Annotated in this window: 18 protein-coding genes; 2 read left to right on the top strand and 16 right to left on the bottom strand. The window is 70.3% G+C overall.

Annotated elements, in window-relative coordinates; translation table 11 throughout:
• Nucleotides 1-43: 43 nt before the first annotated feature.
• Nucleotides 44-2365 (bottom strand): 5-methyltetrahydropteroyltriglutamate--homocysteine S-methyltransferase, encoded by a 2322-nt coding sequence (metE, locus tag BLP38_RS02625; RefSeq protein ID WP_091352467.1) that lies wholly within the window; start codon nt 2363-2365, stop codon nt 44-46.
• Nucleotides 2362-3318, bottom strand: a complete 957-nt coding sequence (locus tag BLP38_RS02620; RefSeq protein ID WP_091352464.1) for a methylenetetrahydrofolate reductase — start codon at nt 3316-3318, stop codon at nt 2362-2364. The genes metE and BLP38_RS02620 overlap by 4 nt, the downstream gene beginning before the upstream one ends.
• 246 nt (nt 3319-3564) lie before the next feature.
• On the opposite strand from BLP38_RS02620, the gene BLP38_RS02615 reads away from it, so the two are divergent.
• Nucleotides 3565-5460 carry a S9 family peptidase gene (locus tag BLP38_RS02615; protein ID WP_091352461.1) on the top strand — a complete coding sequence of 632 codons (1896 nt, stop codon included), beginning with the start codon at nt 3565-3567 and terminating at the stop codon, nt 5458-5460.
• A gap of 18 nt (nt 5461-5478) precedes the next feature.
• Here the strand turns inward: BLP38_RS02615 and hflX are convergent, their stop codons facing one another.
• Nucleotides 5479-6993: a GTPase HflX gene (gene hflX, locus BLP38_RS02610; protein ID WP_091352457.1), complete on the bottom strand. Its 1515-nt coding sequence runs from the start codon at nt 6991-6993 to the stop codon at nt 5479-5481.
• Between the two features lie 78 nt (nt 6994-7071).
• On the opposite strand from hflX, the gene BLP38_RS02605 reads away from it, so the two are divergent.
• A complete protein-coding gene (locus BLP38_RS02605; RefSeq protein ID WP_091352454.1) occupies nt 7072-7713 on the top strand; it encodes a class I SAM-dependent methyltransferase in 642 nt (213 codons plus the stop codon).
• Between the two features lie 5 nt (nt 7714-7718).
• Here BLP38_RS02605 and dapF read toward each other — a convergent pair whose 3' ends face one another.
• From dapF to pgsA, 13 genes are all read right to left on the bottom strand, one after another.
• Nucleotides 7719-8585, bottom strand: a complete 867-nt coding sequence (dapF, locus tag BLP38_RS02600; protein ID WP_091352451.1) for a diaminopimelate epimerase — start codon at nt 8583-8585, stop codon at nt 7719-7721.
• A gap of 38 nt (nt 8586-8623) precedes the next feature.
• Nucleotides 8624-9202 carry a TetR/AcrR family transcriptional regulator gene (locus tag BLP38_RS02595; protein ID WP_091352448.1) on the bottom strand — a complete coding sequence of 193 codons (579 nt, stop codon included), beginning with the start codon at nt 9200-9202 and terminating at the stop codon, nt 8624-8626.
• A complete protein-coding gene (locus BLP38_RS02590; RefSeq protein WP_091352443.1) occupies nt 9195-10049 on the bottom strand; it encodes an alpha/beta fold hydrolase in 855 nt (284 codons plus the stop codon). Before BLP38_RS02590 ends, BLP38_RS02595 begins: the two co-directional genes overlap by 8 nt.
• 51 nt (nt 10050-10100) lie before the next feature.
• Entirely contained in the window at nt 10101-11021 is a 921-nt protein-coding gene (miaA, locus tag BLP38_RS02585; RefSeq protein WP_091352439.1) for a tRNA (adenosine(37)-N6)-dimethylallyltransferase MiaA, read from the bottom strand.
• A gap of 4 nt (nt 11022-11025) precedes the next feature.
• On the bottom strand, nt 11026-12582 hold the full coding sequence (gene miaB / locus BLP38_RS02580; RefSeq protein WP_091352436.1) for a tRNA (N6-isopentenyl adenosine(37)-C2)-methylthiotransferase MiaB: 1557 nt from the start codon (nt 12580-12582) through the stop codon (nt 11026-11028).
• Between the two features lie 49 nt (nt 12583-12631).
• Complete coding sequence (locus BLP38_RS02575; protein ID WP_091352433.1) at nt 12632-13510, bottom strand: ABC transporter permease; 879 nt, start codon at nt 13508-13510, stop codon at nt 12632-12634.
• Nucleotides 13507-14427 (bottom strand): ABC transporter ATP-binding protein, encoded by a 921-nt coding sequence (locus BLP38_RS02570; RefSeq protein WP_091352430.1) that lies wholly within the window; start codon nt 14425-14427, stop codon nt 13507-13509. Before BLP38_RS02570 ends, BLP38_RS02575 begins: the two co-directional genes overlap by 4 nt.
• Nucleotides 14428-14492: 65 nt before the next feature.
• A complete protein-coding gene (locus BLP38_RS02565; protein WP_091352425.1) occupies nt 14493-15206 on the bottom strand; it encodes a regulatory protein RecX in 714 nt (237 codons plus the stop codon).
• 2 nt (nt 15207-15208) lie between these two features.
• Complete coding sequence (recA, locus tag BLP38_RS02560) at nt 15209-16264, bottom strand: recombinase RecA (RefSeq protein ID WP_091352421.1); 1056 nt, start codon at nt 16262-16264, stop codon at nt 15209-15211.
• 227 nt (nt 16265-16491) lie between these two features.
• Nucleotides 16492-16713, bottom strand: a complete 222-nt coding sequence (locus BLP38_RS02555; RefSeq protein ID WP_091352418.1) for a DUF3046 domain-containing protein — start codon at nt 16711-16713, stop codon at nt 16492-16494.
• Between the two features lie 7 nt (nt 16714-16720).
• On the bottom strand, nt 16721-17041 hold the full coding sequence (locus tag BLP38_RS02550; RefSeq protein WP_091352414.1) for a helix-turn-helix domain-containing protein: 321 nt from the start codon (nt 17039-17041) through the stop codon (nt 16721-16723).
• A 149-nt stretch (nt 17042-17190) separates the two neighbouring features.
• On the bottom strand, nt 17191-17727 hold the full coding sequence (locus tag BLP38_RS02545; protein ID WP_091352411.1) for a CinA family protein: 537 nt from the start codon (nt 17725-17727) through the stop codon (nt 17191-17193).
• Nucleotides 17727-18293: a CDP-diacylglycerol--glycerol-3-phosphate 3-phosphatidyltransferase gene (pgsA, locus tag BLP38_RS02540; protein WP_091352408.1), complete on the bottom strand. Its 567-nt coding sequence runs from the start codon at nt 18291-18293 to the stop codon at nt 17727-17729. Before pgsA ends, BLP38_RS02545 begins: the two co-directional genes overlap by 1 nt.
• Between the last annotated feature and the right edge of the window lie 27 nt (nt 18294-18320).

Below are 18320 nucleotides of genomic sequence, written 5' to 3'. Positions count from 1 at the left end.
GAAGGGGGATGCCGCGCGGCATCCCCCTTCGACGTTCTCGAGGTCAGACGTCTGCGGTCGTCCGTGCGCGCACGCTCCGAGCCGCGGCGACGATGTTCCGGAGCGAGGCTGACGTCTCCACGTATCCCCGGGTCTTCAGCCCGCAGTCCGGGTTCACCCACAGCCGCCGGACGTCGAGCTCGGCGGCAGCTCGCTCGAGGAGGGCGGTGACCTCCGCGTGCGAAGGGATTCGCGGCGAGTGGATGTCGTACACGCCGGGCCCGATTCCATGATCGAAACCGGATGCCGCGACATCCGAGATCACCTCTCCCCGGCTCCGGGCTGCCTCGATGGACGTCACGTCGGCATCCAGGGCCGCGATCGCACCGATGACCACGCCGAACTCGGAGTAGCAGAGGTGCGTGTGGATCTGCGTCGCGTCGGCGGCACCGGCGGTCGCGAGGCGGAAGGACGCCACCGACCAGGCGAGGTACGCGGGCTGGTCCGCTGCGGTCAACGGCAGGAGCTCACGTAGCGCGGGTTCGTCCACCTGCACGATGGCGATGCCGGCGCCCTCGAGGTCGGCGATCTCGTCGCGCAGGGCGAGGGCGACCTGATCAGCCGTCTCGCTGAGCGGTTGGTCGTCCCGCACGAACGACCACGCGAGGATCGTCACGGGACCGGTGAGCATCCCCTTCACCGGCGACGTCGACAGCGACTGCGCGTACGCCGACCACCTCACGGTGATGGGTGTCGGACGTGACACGTCGCCCCACAGGATCGACGGTCGCGTCGCGCGCGAGCCGTACGACTGCACCCATCCGTTGCGCGTGACGGCGAACCCATCGAGGTTCTCGGCGAAGTACTGGACCATGTCGTTGCGCTCGGCCTCGCCGTGGACGAGCACGTCCAGCCCGATCTCGTTCTGCAGCTCCACGACGCGCGCGATCTCGTCGCGGAGGAAGCCCTCGTACGCGTCCGCGTCGATCTCGCCGCGACCGAACCGAGCGCGTGCTCGGCGGATCTCGCCGGTCTGCGGGAACGAGCCGATGGTGGTGGTCGGGAGCACCGGCAGGCCGAGGGCGGCGCCCTGCACGGCGGCGCGCACCTCGTACGGCGTCCGGATCCGGTCAGCGGGGGTCAGGGCGGCGATGCGGTCGCGCACGGCCCCGTCGCGCACGCCCGCGGCGTGACGGCGATCGGCGAGCGCGGCGGTCGCGGCATCCACCTCGTCGGCGATCGCCTCGCGTCCGTCGCGGAGACCTCGAGCGAGCGTCGCGATCTGTCGGACCTTCTGGTCGGCGAATGCGAGCCACGAGACCAGCCGCGGATCGAGTTCCGTCTCGTCGTCGAGGTCGTACGGCACGTGTTGGAGCGACGTCGACGTGCCCGCCACGGTCGCCGCAGCCCCCAGGCGCGCCACCTGATCGACCGCGTCGGCGGCGGAGGCGAGGTCACCCCGCCACACGTTCCGGCCGTCGATGACGCCGGCGACGAGGACCTTCGACGCCAGGCCTGCCGTCGGGGCCGGGATCGATCCGCGGATCAGATCGACCGCGATCGCGTCGACGGGTGATGCCGCGAGTGCACGCCATGCCGCCGCCGACAGCTGGCCGTACCCGGCGGCCACGAGGATCGCGGGTCGTCGTTCGGCCGAGGCGAGCACCTCGGCCGCTCGTGCCGCTGCGGCGGCGAGCTCGTCGTCCGTGTAGCCGAGCGACTGGCTCACGAGTGCGGGCTCGTCGAGCTGGACCCATTCCGCGCCCGCGTCGCGGAGGGCCGCGAGAAGATCGACGTACACCGGGAGGAGGTCGTCGAGACGGTCGAGGGGACGCGCGGCGGGAGCAGCATCGGTCGTCTTCGACAGGGCCAGGAAGGTCACCGGACCGACGAGCACGGGGCGGGTCGTGAATCCGTCGGCGACGGCCTCCGCGACCTGGCGCGCGAAGCGATCGCTCGACAGGGTGAAGTGCGTCTCGGGACCGATCTCCGGAACGAGGTAGTGGTAGTTCGTGTCGAACCATTTCGTCATCTCCAGCGGCGCCGCGTCGCCCTCGCCCCGGGCGGCCGTGAAGTACGCGGCCAGCGGGATGGTCCCGTCCGCGCGGCGCAGGTGCGCGAAGCGTTCGGGGAGCGCACCGACCGCCGCGGCGACGTCGAGCACCTGGTCGTAGAAGGAGAACGATTCGGGGATGGCCGAATCCGCGCGTCCGAGGCCGAGATCGGCGAGCCGGTGCCGCGTGTCTCGGCGCAGGTCGGCGGCGACCCGTTCGAGCGCCGTCTCCTCGAGCTCTCCGCGCCAATGCGCCTCTACCGCGCGCTTGAGCTCGCGGCGTCGGCCGATGCGCGGGTAGCCGAGGATCGTTCCGGCGGCGAGTTCGGTCATGATGTCTCCTCTGTCGGGGTGATGACGCCCGCCTCGGCCAGGGTGGCGAGGACGGTGCGGTGGTGGTTGAAGGCGTACAGGTGAATGCCGGGTGCTCCGCCCTCGAGGACGGCGCGGCAGAGTCCGGCGGCGTAGCGGACGCCGACCTCGCGTCTCCCCTCGGCGGTGGGCTCCACGTCGAGGTCGACGGCGAGCGCGCCGGGGACGGGCTGGCCGGTGAGCTCGACGATCCGGGCCAACCGCGAGGGCGAGGTGATCGGCATGATGCCGGGGAGGATCGGTATGACGACCCCCGCTGCGCGGGCACGGGACACGAAGGCGAGGTAGTCGTCGGCGTGGAAGAACAGCTGGGTGATGGCGAGGGTCGCGCCCGCGGCCTGCTTGGCGAGCAGTGCGTCGATGTGCTCGGCGGGGTACCGCGATCGCGGATGCCCGTTCGGGAACGCGGCGACGGCGATGTCGACGTGTCGGCGCCGTTCGACCCGCGCGGCTCCCGGGACCCCGGGAATCGGTTCCTCCGTATACGGAGAGCATTCGGCCTGAACGCGGTCGATGAGCTGCACGAGTTGCGCGGCGCTTTCGAGGTCTCCCGCCCCGTCGGGGTCCTCGGGGGCACCCTGCGGCGCATCGCCGCGAAGCGCCAGGAACGAGCGGATGCCGGCATCCAGGAACTCGCGGATGAGCGCGGTCGCCTCGCGGTAGGAGTTGCCGACGCAGGTGAGATGGGCGAGAGGCTCGACGCGCGTCTCGCGGCGGATGTGTCGGAGCACCTCGAGCGAGCGCCCTGCCGTCGAGCCCCCCGCGCCGTAGGTGACCGAGATGAACGACGGCTCGACCTCGGCGAGACGCGCGATCGTCCGGTGCAACGCCGCGTCGGACGCGTCGCTGCGCGGCGGGTAGACCTCGAAGGAGACCGGCACGGTGGTGACGGACGGGGTCTGAATGATCGACATGTGGGCTCCGTGGACGAGTCGGATGGCCTGGCGGCCGCGGACCTCACGCACTCGTGCGGGGACCTCGCGGGCGGGTGCCGGGCTCGGCTGTCGCTCCGGACCCGGGGTCTCCGGGCCACTGATGCGGTCATGCTAGCCACGCGCCCGGCGGCTCCGACAGGACTGTGACGCTCCGTGTCGGTGCGTGTCACGAGATGACCTCCGGCGACCTCGGCGTCGCGGAGTGACGCCGCGTAGCGTGGATGCATGACGACGATCGCCCCGTTCGGTTCCTGGATCTCGCCCCTGTCGGCCGCGGACGCCTCAGCCGCGGCCGCGCGCTACGACGGGGCGCGCTTCGTCGGCGCTGAGGTGTGGTGGGGAGAGACCCTGCCCGACGAGGCGGGCCGATCCTCCGTGCGCCGTGCGATCGGCGAGGCGGTCGAGGACGTGCTCCCGGCACCCTGGAGCGCCCGGTCCCGGGTGCACGAGTACGGCGGCGGCTCGTGGACGGCGGACGACGATGGGCGACTGTTCTTCGTGGAGAAGACCGATCAGCGGGTGTGGACGATGCGGCCGGGCGAGCAGCCCGTCCCGCTCACCCCCGAGGACCCAGGGGCGCGGCACGGCGGTCTCCGATGGCAGAACGGGACGCTGCTGGCCGTCCGCGAAGTCCACGACGACGCTCCCGTACCTCGCCGCTCCGTGGTGTCGATCTCCCTCGACGGCACGGAGGTGCGTGAACTGGTGGCCGGGAGCGACTTCCTCGCCCAGCCCGCGCTCTCCCCCGACGGGCGTCGGCTCGCGTGGGTGGCGTGGGACCACCCCGACATGCCGTGGGACCGCACCGAGATCCGCGTCGGCGACCTCGAGGACGGTATCGTCACGACCTGGCGCGCCGTCACCTCTGGAGACACAGCGGCCCTCCAGCCCGAGTGGGATGCCGCGGGCCGCCTCTTCTACGTCGACGACGCGACCGGGCGGTGGAACATCCGGCGGCGGGATGCGGCATCCGATCGTCCCGCCGAGCTCATCGCCCCGGCCGACGCCGACACCGGCGGCGGACTGTGGGTCCTCGGCGTCCGGTGGTACGCACTGCTCGAGGACGGCGGCATCATCGCGGTCCGGACGAACGGGTCGGACGAGGTGGTCCGCATCGACGCAGACGGGTCCGTTCGCGCCACCGATGTCCCCGCACGTTCGCGCGCGGTCGTCGAGGACGTGCAGGGTTCGCGGGTGCTGGTGTCCGGCGCCGCGCCCGGGACGACGGGCATCTGGGAGATCGCGGCCGACGGGTCGAGCTCGCTCGCGGTCGGGACGCGCTCCCGCCTCGACGACGCGTGGATCCCGGCGGCGCGGCCGTTCACCGTGCCCGGGCTGCACGGCGAGGTGCACGCCTTCGACTACCCGCCTACCAACCCGGATTTCGCCGCGCCCGATAGCGAGCTCCCGCCGTACGTCGTCTACGTCCACGGCGGTCCGACCGCGCACACGGGCGGCGTCCCCGACAGCCGGATCACGTTCTTCACGAGCCGGGGCATCGGCATCCTCGAGGTCAACTACGGCGGCTCGACGGGCTACGGCCGCGCCTACCGTGAGCGTCTGCGGGGACAGTGGGGCATCGTGGACCGAGACGACGTGGCCGCAGCCGCGTCCGGGCTCGCCGCCGACGGACGAGCGGATGCCGCGCGTCTCGGCATCGCCGGCGGTTCCGCGGGCGGCTGGACGGTGCTGACGGCCCTCGCCAGCACCGACGTGTTCGGCGCGGGGATCTCGCGGTACGGCGTCGGTGATGCACGTCTGCTCGCCACGGACACCCATGACTTCGAGGCGCGCTACCTCGACGGTCTGATCGGACCGCTCCCCGAGGCCGAGGCGCTGTACCTCGAGCGCTCACCGCTCGGACACACCGACGGCTTCCGTGTCCCCGTGCTGCTCCTCCAGGGCGCGGAGGATGCGGTCGTCCCGCCCACGCAGGCTCAAGCTATCCGCGACGCCCTCACCGAACGCGGCGTGCCCCACGCCTACGTGCTGTACGACGGCGAGGGGCACGGCTTCCGGCGTGCGGAGACCGTCATCCACGCGCTCGAGACCGAACTCGCGTTCCTCGGTCGGGTCTTCGGGTTCGATACGCCGGGAGTGCCCGCCCTCACCCTCGACTGAGGTCGAGGCGGGCCATCGTCACCGGGCGTACGGTGCCAGCTCCGCCGCCAGTCGCTCGGACACATGCGCGTGGACGGCGGTCCCGCCCTCCTCGTGCTGAGTGGACAGGATGTGGCCCGACTCGTGGACCGCGTTGACGAGGTCGCCGCGGTCGTACGGAACGAGAGCGTGAACCTCGACCGCCGGGAGCGGCAGCGCGTCCTCGATCGTGGCGCGGAGCTCCACGATGCCCTCGCCGGTGCGGGACGAGACGAAGTGCGCCTTCGGCTCGAGACCCCGAAGGACCAGACGCGTGTCCGGATCGATGAGGTCGGCCTTGTTGAACACGACGATCTCGTTCGTCGAGCGCGCTCCGACATCACCCATGACATCGCGGACGGTGGCCAGCTGGGCCGCCGGGTCGGGATGCGATCCATCGACCACGTGGACGATGACGTCCGCGTCGCCGACTTCCTCGAGGGTCGAACGGAACGCCTCGACGAGCTGGTGCGGGAGGTTCCGGACGAAGCCCACGGTGTCGGTCAGCGTGTAGACGCGTCCGTCGGCCGCCTGGGCGCGGCGTACCGTGGCGTCCAGCGTCGCGAACAGGGCGTTCTCGACGAGCACTCCTGCGCTGGTCAGCTTGTTGAGCAGGCTCGACTTGCCGGCGTTCGTGTACCCGGCGATCGCCACCGACGGAATCGTGTTGCGCTTGCGCTCGGCCCGCTTCGCCTCACGGGCGGGCTTGTAGTCGCGGATCTGACGTCGCAGCATCGCCATCCGGGTACGGATGCGGCGGCGATCCAGCTCGATCTTCGTCTCACCGGGACCGCGGGACCCCATGCCGGCGCCACCGGCACCGACCTGGCCACCGGCCTGGCGACTCATCGAGTCACCCCAACCGCGCAGGCGCGGGAGGAGGTACTCGAGCTGGGCGAGCTCGACCTGAGCCTTGCCCTCACGACTCTTCGCGTGCTGGCTGAAGATGTCGAGGATGACGGTGGTGCGGTCGATCACCTTGACCTTGACGACGTCCTCGAGGGCACGCCGCTGGCTGGGCGCGAGCTCGGTGTCGGCGATGACCGTGTCGGCGCCCACGGCGACGACCAGGTCGCGGAGCTCGGCCGCCTTGCCGCGGCCGATGTACGTGGCGGGGTCGGGGTGGGGGCGCCGCTGCAGCACGCCGTCGAGGACGACGGCACCCGCGGTCTCGGCGAGCGCCGCAAGCTCGCGCAGCGAGTTCTCGGCATCCTCCGTCGATCCCTGCGGATACACGCCCACGAGGACGACATTCTCCAGCCGCAGCTGGCGGTACTCGACCTCGGTGACGTCTTCGAGCTCGGTGGACAGTCCGGGGACGCGGCGCAGCGCCGCGCGCTCCTCACGATCCCACTGATCGCCGTCCGTGTCGCCGTAAGCGACGGTGCTCTCGTCTTGCAACGCCTGTGCGGCGCCGAACACGCGCACCCCCGAACGCGACTCCGCTCGCGCGAGCACGCGGTCGACCGGGTCCACCGGCTCGTCCGTCGTGGCAGGGGTGGTGGTGTCTGTCATGTGTTCCTTTCGCGGCCTCGCGGCCATCCGTGCACTCTAGCTTCCCGCGGCTCGCACCGCCTCCGCTACGCTCGTCGCATGGGGAGCGACCACTACTTCAGCGCGTCCCCGTCCAGCTCTGAGAACCTCCGCCGCATCCGTGTGTCCCTCGCCGGTCGCGACGTCGAGGTGATGACGGCGGGCGGGGTGTTCAGTCCCGACCACGTGGACGGCGGGACGGCGGTGCTTCTGGCGAACACTCCCCCGCCCCCGGTGGGCGGTCATCTGCTGGATCTCGGATGCGGCTGGGGCCCCATCGCACTGTCGCTCGCCATCGACGCCCCTCACGCGACGATCTGGGCCGTCGACGTCAACGAGCGAGCACTCGACCTCGTCCGCCGCAACGCCGCGGAACTCGGCCTCGATAACGTCAACGCCGTACTGCCCGAGGATGTTCCGGCAGACATCGCCTTCCGCACGATCCGGTCCAATCCGCCGATCCGCGTCGGCAAGGACGTGCTGCACGGGCTGCTCGAGACGTGGATCCCCCGACTCGCCGAGCGCAGCGACGCCTGGCTCGTCGTGCAGCGGAACCTCGGCTCGGACTCCCTGCAACGGTGGCTGGCGGCATCCCTCGACCGCGGCTACTCCGTCAGCCGCGCAGCGACGGGGCGCGGTTTCCGCGTCCTGAAGGTGCGCCGGCACGGCACACCCGCGACGGGGACGATCCCCGTTCCCTGACCCGGTCAGGCCAGCGCGATCTCGCCCGAGAAGACGAGCGTGGCGGGCCCCGAGAGCAGAACCCGCTCCCCGGCATCCGTCCGGACGACGCGCACGCCGAGGCGCCCGCCGGGGACGTCCACCGTCCACCGGTCCGGTGCTCCCGCGCCCGCCCAGTGCCGGACGGCCAGAGCGGATGCCGCGACCCCGGTCCCGCACGAGAGCGTTTCGCCGACGCCGCGCTCGAACACGCGCATCCGGATCGCACCGACGCCGTCGGTGACGAGCGGCTCCTCGGGCACGACGAACTCGACGTTCGCGCCGGCCGTCGGTACGGGGTCGAGGATGGGCTGAACGGTCAGATCGAGCCCGTCGAGTTCGGCGATGCTCGAGAGGGCGACGACGACGTGGGGGTTCCCGACGTCGATGCCGAGGCCCGGGCGCGCGATCTTCAGACCGTGGGCGCGTACGAGGACCTCGTCGGAGGTCGGACGCCACAGACCGAGGTCGACTTCGAAGCCGTTGTCGGCGAGCGTGACGGTCTTCGTTCCCGCTCGCGTGCCGATGCGCAGGGTCTCGCCGGCGCCCAGCGTCGCATATCCCGCGCTCAGGAGGTACTTCACGAAGACGCGGACGCCGTTGCCGCACATCTCGGCGACGGAGCCGTCGGCGTTGCGGTAGTCCATGAACCACTCGGCGTCGGGGGTGTCGGCGCCCGCGTCGATGGCGGCCGAGCGCACGACGCGCAGCAGCCCGTCGGCTCCGATCCCGAAGCGCCGGTCGGTCAGCGCGGCGATCTGCTCGCCGGTCAAGTGGAGCGAGCCGTCGGGGTCGGCGACCACGACGAAATCGTTGCCCGTCCCGTGGCCCTTCGTGAATGCGATCGTCGACACCCGCCCAGTCTAGGCGGGGGCGGACGCCGCTTCGCCGGTCACGGCGAGTGCCGCCCCGCGCGCAGTCCGGCGTCCATCACTTCGAGCGACCATGCGACGCTCGCGTCGACGTCGACGTCGATCCGGAAGCCGCGCGCGGCGTCCAGGACGGCGAAACCGTGGAGGACACTGCGCAGCATCCGGATGGCGTGGACATGCTCCTGCTGCGGCAGACCGTAGCGGGCGAACACCTCGCCCAGGGCGTCGAGACTGTCGCGGAGCGCGATCGCGAGCGGATCGTCCGCATCCGCCGGTTCCGCAGCGGCGGTGGCTGCGTACCGACCCGGATGATTGACGACGTACCGCCGGAACCTCCCTGCGACGTCCGTGAGCGCCGGCGCACCGCCCTGGTCCGATCGCGTCCCGCGGAACAGCTCCGCGAGCTCCTGCGCCGCGAGGGTCGCCACCCGGTGGGTGAGCTCGACGAGTCCGCCCGGGACGTGCTTGTAGAGCGAGGGGGGACGGACGCCGACCCGCTCCGCCAGGGCCGTCATCGTCAGTGCGGCGAGACCCTGTTCATCGATGAGCTCTGCCGCCGCACGCGTCACGGCATCGACATCGAGCCCCGCCCTAGGCATCCGCCGGTCCCGTCCGGGTCGAGAAGACCGATCGCAGGAACGGGACCGCGAGCTCGACGACCTCGCCGGGGCGTTCGACGTGCGGGTAGTGTCCCGCGCCGTCGATGATCGCCAGTCGGCCGATGCCGGGTCGGAGCGCGGCGATGACGCCTTCGCCCTCGGCCCGGGGGTCCGCCCAGTCCGGGTCGGCGGTGCCCATCACCACGAGGACCGGTACGGTCACGTGTGGAAGCTGCTCTCCCGCATCGGCGGGACTCGTCTGCCCCATGGCCCGGAGCGCCGCCATGCGCGCAGGGTCACCGAGGTGACCGGCGATGCGGGCCCACTCCTGCGGCCAGTCGGCGGGCTTCTGCGGGATGGCGAGGTCGAGGTAGCGGAGCCACGCGGGGACGCTCCCGCGGAGCATCATGGTCGCCAGGTGCGTCATGCCCTTCCGGTGCCGGGCGTGCCGAAGCATGCCCAACAGGTCGAACCGCTGCGCGCGGGTGAACGGCGCCAGCTCGATGGCACCCACCACGTCCTGCGGGGCGCGCGCTGCGGCGACGGTCGCAGCTCCTCCGCTGATCGACTGGCCGATGACGACCGCGGGGCCGCCGAGGTGACGGATGACGGCGAGGAGGTCGCCGGCGATATCGCCGCGACTGTAGCTCGCCCACGTGGCGCTCGACTCGCCGCATCCGCGGATGTCGACGTTGGCCACGCGGAACCCCGCCGCAACCAGAGCCGGCACGACGAAGCGGTAGGAGTGACGGGTGTCCCCCATTCCGTGCGCCAGGACCACGAGCGGCCCCCGCCCGACCACGTCGAACGCGATCTCGCCGCCCTCGACCTGCAGTTTCTCGACCATCGCCGTCTCCTTCGCATCGTGTCCGATACGAAGAAGCTACGGCTATTAGCTTTAGCTTGTCAAGTGATCGAGCAGACGGATGCCGGGAGTCCCGGCATCCACCCAGCGAAGACCGGGATACCGCTTGAACCACGAGACCTGGCGCCGCGCGTACCGCCGCGTGAGCGCCTGGGTCTCGGCGACGGCCTCCTCCTCGTCCATCCGCCCTGCCAGCTGCGCGAGCGCCTGCGCATAACCGATCGCGCGGGGAGCCGTGGGACCGGACTCGAGTCCCCCGGCCCGCAGGGCGTCGACCTCAGCCAGCAGGCCGCCCCGCCACATCCCCCGGACCCGCTCGTCGAGGCGCAGGACGAGCTCTGCGCGGTCCAGGTGGACGCCGACGAGCTCGGTGGCGGGATGCCACAGCACCGGCGCCTCGGGAAGCGCAGCGCCGTGGGTGTCCGCCCCCTGGAGGAGCACTTCGAGAGCGCGGACGACCCGTCGGCCGTTGCGCGGATCGAGGCGCTCGGCCGCGCCGGGATCGACCGCGCGGATGCGCTCGATCAACGCGCTCGCGCCGAGCTCGTCGAGGTCGGCCTCGAGTCGGGCGCGCAGCGCCGAATCGCGGGGCGGGAAGCGGAAGTCGAAGACGACGCTCGAGACGTAGAGGCCCGATCCCCCGACGAGGATCGCATCGGCACCGCGGTCGAAGATGTCGCGGATCGTCGCGCGCGCCCGCTCCTGGTAGACGGCGACGGCGACGTCCTCCGTCACGTCGAACTCGTCGAACAGATGATGCGGGATGCCGCGGCGCTCGGGTACCGGGATCTTCGCTGTGCCGATGTCCATGCCGCGATAGAGCTGCATGGCATCGGCGTTGACGATCTCCGCCGGCCGACCACTGCGGATGAGCTCCTCGGCGAGGTCCAGCGACAGCGACGTCTTGCCCGTCCCGGTCGCCCCGACGATCGCCCAGAGGCGCTCCGCGCCCACGAGGTCAGAGTCCGGGCGTCGCGGTACGGATCAGCGGCAGGCCGAGCGACACGGCGCGCGGACCCGCGTCACCGGCCGGAGCCGGGACGCCGCAGGAGTCGGCCTGCGCACGATCCCACGCGTCGCCTGCCTTCGTGCGGCGGATGCTCAGCGGAGCTCCGTCCGGACTGTCGGCGAGCAGGTGGAACGGCGCGGCGTGCGTGATGACGGTCGTCACGACGTCACCGGGGCGGGGAGTCGGAGAGCCCTCGGGAACCTCGAAGTGGACCAGGCGATTGTCCGCGGCGCGGCCCGTCAAGCGGCGGGTCGCGGCATCCTTCTTCCCCTCTCCTGTAGAGACGAGGACCTCGACGGTGCGGCCGAGCTGCGCCTGGTTCTCTTCGAGCGAGATCCGCTCCTGCAGAGCGACGAGGCGGTTGTAGCGCTCCTGCACGACCTCCTTCGGGACCTGATCCGGCATGGTCGCCGCAGGTGTGCCCTCGCGGATCGAGTACTGGAACGTGAAGGCGCCCGCGAAGCGAGCCTGCTCGACAACGCGCATGGTGTCCTCGAAGTCCTCGTCGGTCTCGCCCGGGAAGCCCACGATGATGTCGGTGGAGATCGCCGCGTCCGGCATCTTCTCGCGCACGCGGTCGAGGATGCCGAGGAACCGCTCGCTCCGGTACGACCGTCGCATCGCCTTGAGGATGCGGTCCGACCCCGATTGCAGCGGCATATGCAGCTGCGGCATCACAGCGGGGGTCTCGGCCATCGCGTCGATGACGTCGTCGGTGAAGGCTGCCGGGTGCGGGCTCGTGAACCGGATGCGCTCGAGCCCCGGGATCTCGCCCGCTGCGCGGAGGAGCTTGCTGAACGCCTGGCGGTCACCGAACTCGACCCCGTAGCTGTTGACGTTCTGGCCGAGGAGGGTGACCTCGACGGCGCCGTCGTCGACGAGCAGGCGGATCTCGTTCAGGATGTCGCCGGGCCGGCGGTCCTTCTCCTTGCCGCGCAGGCTCGGCACGATGCAGAACGTGCAGGTGTTGTTGCACCCGACCGAGATCGAGACCCAGCCGCTGTGGGCCGCGTCGCGCTTGGTGGGGAGCGTCGAGGGGAACACCTCGAGCGACTCGAGGATCTCGAGCTCCGCCTCGCCGTTGTGACGCGCGCGCTCGAGCAGGCTCGGCAGGGATCCCATGTTGTGGGTGCCGAAGACGACGTCGACCCAGGGAGCCTTCTGCTGGACGGCATCCTTGTCCATCTGGGCGAGGCACCCGCCGACGGCGATCTGCATGCCGTCGTGCTTGTCCTTGCGGCTCTTCAGGTGGCCCAGGGTCCCGTAGAGCTTGCCCGCAGCGTTGTCGCGGACGGCGCACGTGTTGATGACGACGACGTCCGCTTCGACTCCCGCGTCAGCGCGGACGTAGCCCGCCGACTCGAGGGAACCGGACAGACGCTCGGAGTCGTGGACGTTCATCTGACACCCGAAGGTCCGCACCTCGTAGGTGCGGACGCGGCCGTCGTCGGCGACGGCTGCGACGGACGGGGCGATGAGAGTGGGGGCAGCGGAAGGGCTGGTCATGATCAGGCCATTCTACGAGCCGCACTCCCTCGGCAAGCCGCGGACCGTCTCAGCGCAGAAGGGAACGGATGCGGGCAGCCGACATCGCACTGAAGGCGATGGCGACGACGATGAGAACCGTGACGGCGAGCCACACCGGAACGAGGCCCGAGCCGACGAAGAGGTCGATTCCGTAGATCTCCTTCAGGTCGCTGATCGCGCGACTGTCCCCGCCGGCCAGAGACGCGAGCGTCTCATCGGTGAACGGACGACGCAGGAGCATCGCGCCCTGCGCGAAGGGCAGGGCGTTGATGGTCGACGCGACGCCGTCGGGCAGCGACCCGACCGGGATGTAGGAGCCCGCGACGAAGCCGAGGACGGTACCGACCACGGTGGAGAACGCGGAGTACGCACCGGTCGTCTTGAGGAAGGACGCACCGAAGGCGCCGAGCGACGTGAAGGCGACGCAGCAGAGCACCATCGCGCCGATCGCTCTCAGGATCTCAAGCGGACCCAGCCACGTGTCGCGGACGAATCCGAGTTCGAGGACGGTGAGAACGAAGATGACGCTCGACATGATGATCGCCACGGACACCGAGGACACCAGGTAACCGAGGACCAGCTGCGATCGTCGGATCGGGGCGACGAGGAAGTCGGCGAACCTGCCCGACGCGCGATCGTCCACGAACACGGAGATGGCGCCGATCCCCGAGGTGACGGTCGTGAGCAGGACGATGCCCGACAGCATCCAACTGTCGACGAAGGCCTCGATGTCGCTGCGGGACGCGCGTGGCAGCGTGCGCTCCAGTCCGTCGACCTGCAGCCGCGAGAGGAAGAGCGTGTAGAGGAGGAAGAGGATGAGCCCGCTCAGCAGCGAGAAGAAGACGTTCATCCGATCGCGGAAGAAGAGCGTCAGGTTGCGGCGCACGATCGCCGCGACGATCCTCACGCTGCGTCTCCGACCATCTCGCCGCGGCCGGTGAGGGCGAGGAAGACGTCGTCCATCCGGCCGTGCCGGAACTCGAAGTCCAGAACGTCCTCTCCGTGCGCCGCCAGCAGGTGTCGAGCGGCCCGCGCGTCGGGGACCTCGATCGTGACGACGTCGCCCTCCCGGCTCGCCCCCAGACCGCCGCGGATGGCGAGACCGGACAGCGCGTCGGGATCGCGTGTCGTGACCGTGAGGACGCTGCGACTATGGCGCGACCGCAACTGCGTGGGAGTCCCGCTCGCGACGACGCGACCGGCGTCGATGATGGTGACCTGGTCCGCCCCTTCGGTCTCGGCCATGTAGTGGGTCGTCAGGAAGACGGTGAGTCCACGCTCGGAGCGGAGCCGATCGATCGCCGCCCACACGGCGACGCGGCTGGCGGGGTCGAGACCGGCGGTCGGCTCATCGAGGAAGAGGATCGACGGCTCGTGCATGAGCGCACGAGCGATGTCGGCGCGGCGCCGCTGTCCGCCCGACAACCGTCCGTACGGGCGGTCGAGGAACTCGTCGAGTTCGATGAGGAGAGAGAGCTCGGCGAGCCTCTCTGAGAAGACGTGTCGGTCGACGAGAGAGAGCGTGGCGCGCAGCGCCAGGTTCTCCCGGACGGTGAGGCCGTCGTCGAGCAGCGATCGCTGGAACACGACGCCGATCCGTGACCGCACGCGTTCGCTCTGCACCGACACGTCGTAACCCGCGACGCGGACGCTTCCGGCATCGGCGCGGAGCAGCGTGGTGAGGCATCCGATCGTCGTGGACTTCCCCGCACCGTTGGCACCGAGGAAGGCGAACAGCTGACCGTCGGGCACCTCGAAGGAGACCCCGTCGACGGCAGTGACGGTCTTGTAGGACTTCACGAGACCGTCGACCTCGATCGCCATACGCACGCTCCTCCACCCGCGCGGGGCGCGCGTAGGGCGAGTCTGTCAGACGTACGCGACCACGGTCACGGTTCGAAGCGAACCCCATGCCGCGGCGGTGCGCTGGCCTCGTCGAGCGCGCGACGTGCCACCGACAAGGCGACGGAGCCGTACCCGCGCCGGGCCAGTTGCCCCGCAAGCCGCCGGAGCGCAGTGTCCCGGTCGAGACCCTCGAGCCCGCGAGCTTTCGAGCGGGCGAACTCGAGCGCTCGCTCGGCCTCGTCGTCGGGGAGCTGGTCGAGCGCCTCATCGATGACCTCGCGAGGGATGCCGCGCTGCGACAGGCCCTGCGCGATGGCCATGCGTCCCTGAGCCTTGCGGGATGTCGCCTTGTCGATCAGCTGTTCGGCGAGGGCGGCGTCATCGAGATATCCCAACGACAGGAACCGTTCGACGATGCCCTCCCGGTCGGCCTCGTCGAGGTCGTGCTCGATGAGCACCGACCGGGCCTCGCGAATCGACAACGACCTCGTCCGGAGCTTGCGCAGCAACACGCGCTCAGCCACCGCCGCGGGTGCGTCCTCCCCTGCCGGGGCGACGACCGGCACCGTGCCGGTCGACGGGTGTGCAGCGCGCGCTGCGGACCGTTCGGACGCCGCACGTTCCGCGATCCACGTCGCGTGCCACGGCTGCGAGTCATCGGAGTCGGAGCGGGCGGCGTCGGTGGTGTCGGCGCGGGGCCCGAAGAGCGGGATGACGGGGGCGAGCGACTCGCGCTCGCCCCCGTTCGAGTCCGTCATGATCAGGCCGGACGGCGAGCCGCCAGCTCGTCGGGCGTCGCGGCATCCTCTGCCTGCTTCGGCTGTCCGATGCCGAGCTTCTGCTTGATCTTCGTCTCGATCTCAGCGGCGACGTCGGTGTTCTTCAGCAGGAAGTTGCGGGAGTTCTCCTTGCCCTGACCGAGCTGCTCGCCCTCGTAGGTGTACCACGCACCCGACTTCTTCACGATGCCGTGCTCGACACCGAAGTCGATGAGGCTTCCCTCGCGGGAGATGCCGACGCCGTAGAGGATGTCGAACTCCGCCTGCTTGAAGGGCGGGGCCATCTTGTTCTTGACGACCTTCACGCGAGTACGGTTACCGACCGCCTCGGACCCGTCCTTCAGGGTCTCGATTCGGCGGATGTCGAGTCGCACGGAGGCGTAGAACTTGAGCGCCTTACCGCCGGCGGTGGTCTCGGGAGACCCGAAGAACACGCCGATCTTCTCGCGGAGCTGGTTGATGAAGATCGCGGTGGTCTTGGTCTGGTTCAGGCCACCGGTGATCTTGCGGAGAGCCTGAGACATCAGTCGGGCCTGGAGACCGACGTGGGAGTCGCCCATCTCGCCCTTGATCTCGGCCTCGGGGACGAGGGCCGCGACGGAGTCGATGACGACGAGGTCGATGGCGCCGGAGCGGATCAGCATGTCGGCGATCTCGAGCGCCTGCTCACCGGTGTCGGGCTGCGAGACGAGGAGTGCGTCGATGTCGACACCCAACTTCTCGGCGTAGCTCGGGTCGAGCGCGTGCTCGGCGTCGATGAAGGCGGCGATGCCACCGGCACGCTGCGTGTTCGCAATGGCGTGGAGCGTGAGCGTCGTCTTACCGGAGGACTCGGGACCGTAGATCTCGACGACGCGGCCGCGGGGGATGCCGCCGATGCCGAGCGCGACGTCGAGTGCGATCGACCCGGTTGGGATGACCTCGACCGGAGCGCGCTCGTCGCTTCCGAGTCGCATGATCGATCCCTTGCCGAACTGGCGGTCGATCTGGGCGAGGGCCGATTCGAGGGCCTTCTCGCGGTCTGCAGGTGAGGGCATGTCGTGCTCCTTGATACTCGCGGTTCCGTCGCCCGTAGGCTGTCGCGCTCGTCACCGACGGATCGGATGCTGCGACAGGGCGTGGGTGTCATCTGACGAGATTCACGTTAGGAGGGGGCTCCGACATCGCTGCCGGATCCGGCCCTGACGTGAACGACGTGTCTACGACACCCGTTGTGCAGGAGACTACGCCCGCATCGAACGCATCTTCGATACGACACGCCGGATCACCGGCGCGGATCGAGCCTTCCGGCGCCGTGACGGCGGTCCACGGGAACATCGGTCTCGGCGCACAGGGCGTACCAGACCTCACGCGGTGGCACACCGGCGGCGAGGGCTTCCCTGGCGGTACGGTTGCCGACGTCCGTCAACACCAGGTCGGAGACGAGTGCGGCGCCTCCCGATCCGAACTCGTCGGCGACGGCGCGATCGAATTCGCTGTGACGCATCGAGCGGTCAGCGCAGCGACAGCTCGGGAGCGGGGACCTCGTCTCCCAACGACGCGAGGTCGTCCGGGACGACATCGGTGAGGGAGTGCAGGCCTTCGAGCACCGAGATGCGCTCTCCGACCTCGCGCATGATCGCCGAGATCGGCACATCGAGGGCTTCTGCGACCGCAGCGAGGATCTCGCTCGACGCTTCCTTCTGACCGCGCTCGACCTCGCTGAGGTAGCCGAGGGCGACGCTCGCCTTGCCCGACACCTGCCGGAGGGTGTGACCCTTCTGCAGACGGAAGTCGCGGAGCACGTCACCGATCTCTTGACGAACCAGGATCATGCGTGGGCCCTCCCTCTGCTGCGATCCACCGAAGCCCTTGCGGGAGGACCACGGTACAACACGTTCGCTGTCACCCTAGACCCCGAGCGCTGGGGAATGGATGGGAATCACCGAGACGTAACGTGCTCGGAACACGCGCTATTCCCGGGTCAGAGCGCGTCGACCGCCAAGGCGATCGCGCGCGCGGCGGCAGCGGTGCGGATCTCGTCACGGTCTCCGTCGAGGGCGAGGGACTCGACGCGCGAACCGAGCGGAGTGGAGACCGCGATGTGGACGGTGCCGACGGGCTGCCCGTCGGAGGAGAGGGGACCTGCGATCCCCGTCGTCGCGATTCCCACGTCCGCGGGCTCCTCCTCGCCGACGGCGCGGCGGACGCCCTCCGCCATTTGGCGCGCGACGCGCGGATGAACAGGGCCGTGCGCCTCGAGAAGCGTGTCGTCGACGCCCAGCAGTCGCGCCTTGAGGTCGGTTGCGTACGCGACGATCCCACCCCTGAACACGGCGGACGCACCGGAGACGGAGACGACGGATGCCGCCACCAGCCCGCCGGTCAACGACTCGGCCACCCCGAGCGTCCATCCCAGTTCTTTGAGTCGTTCGACGAGGCGCTCGGAGTCGGACCGGGGACCGCGGGCGACGGCCGTCTCCTCGAGCTCGTCCGGCAGTTCGCTCGGCGTCCGGGGCATCACGCGCTCCGGACCCGGCGGGAGCGGAAGGCGGTCACGACGTAGTCGACGCCGCTCGCCACCGTCAGCAGCACGGCGATCGTCATCGCGGCCGTGTTGACCACGTGGATCCACTCCCCCACCACCGTCCAGAGCGGCAGCAGCGCGAGCGACAGTGCGACGGCTTGGGCGACGGTCTTCAGCTTGCCCATCCACGCCGCGGCGACGACGTGGTCCGTGGCCACCACGAGACGGTGCATCGTGATGCCGAGCTCGCGCACGAGGACCAGCACCACGACCCAGGCGGGCAGTTCGCCGAGGATCGAGAGGGCGACGAACGCGCACCCCGTGAGGACCTTGTCAGCGATGGGGTCGAGCAGCTTGCCGAGATCGGTCACGATCTCGTAGCGGCGGGCGAGGTAGCCGTCGATTCCGTCGGTGGCGATCGCGACGATGAAGAGCGCGCCCGCCCACCACCGCAGGGCGCCGTCCGTGCCGCCGTCGGCCAGGAGGAGCCACACGAACACAGGTGCGCACAGGATGCGCACGATCGTGATGGCGTTGGGCACCTGCCGGGGGATCGTCACGGGACGAGCCTACCGAGCCGCACAGCC

The organism is Microbacterium sp. LKL04, from assembly GCF_900102005.1.
Lineage (GTDB): Bacteria > Actinomycetota > Actinomycetes > Actinomycetales > Microbacteriaceae > Microbacterium.
This window is presented reverse-complemented; position numbering and strand designations above follow the sequence as displayed.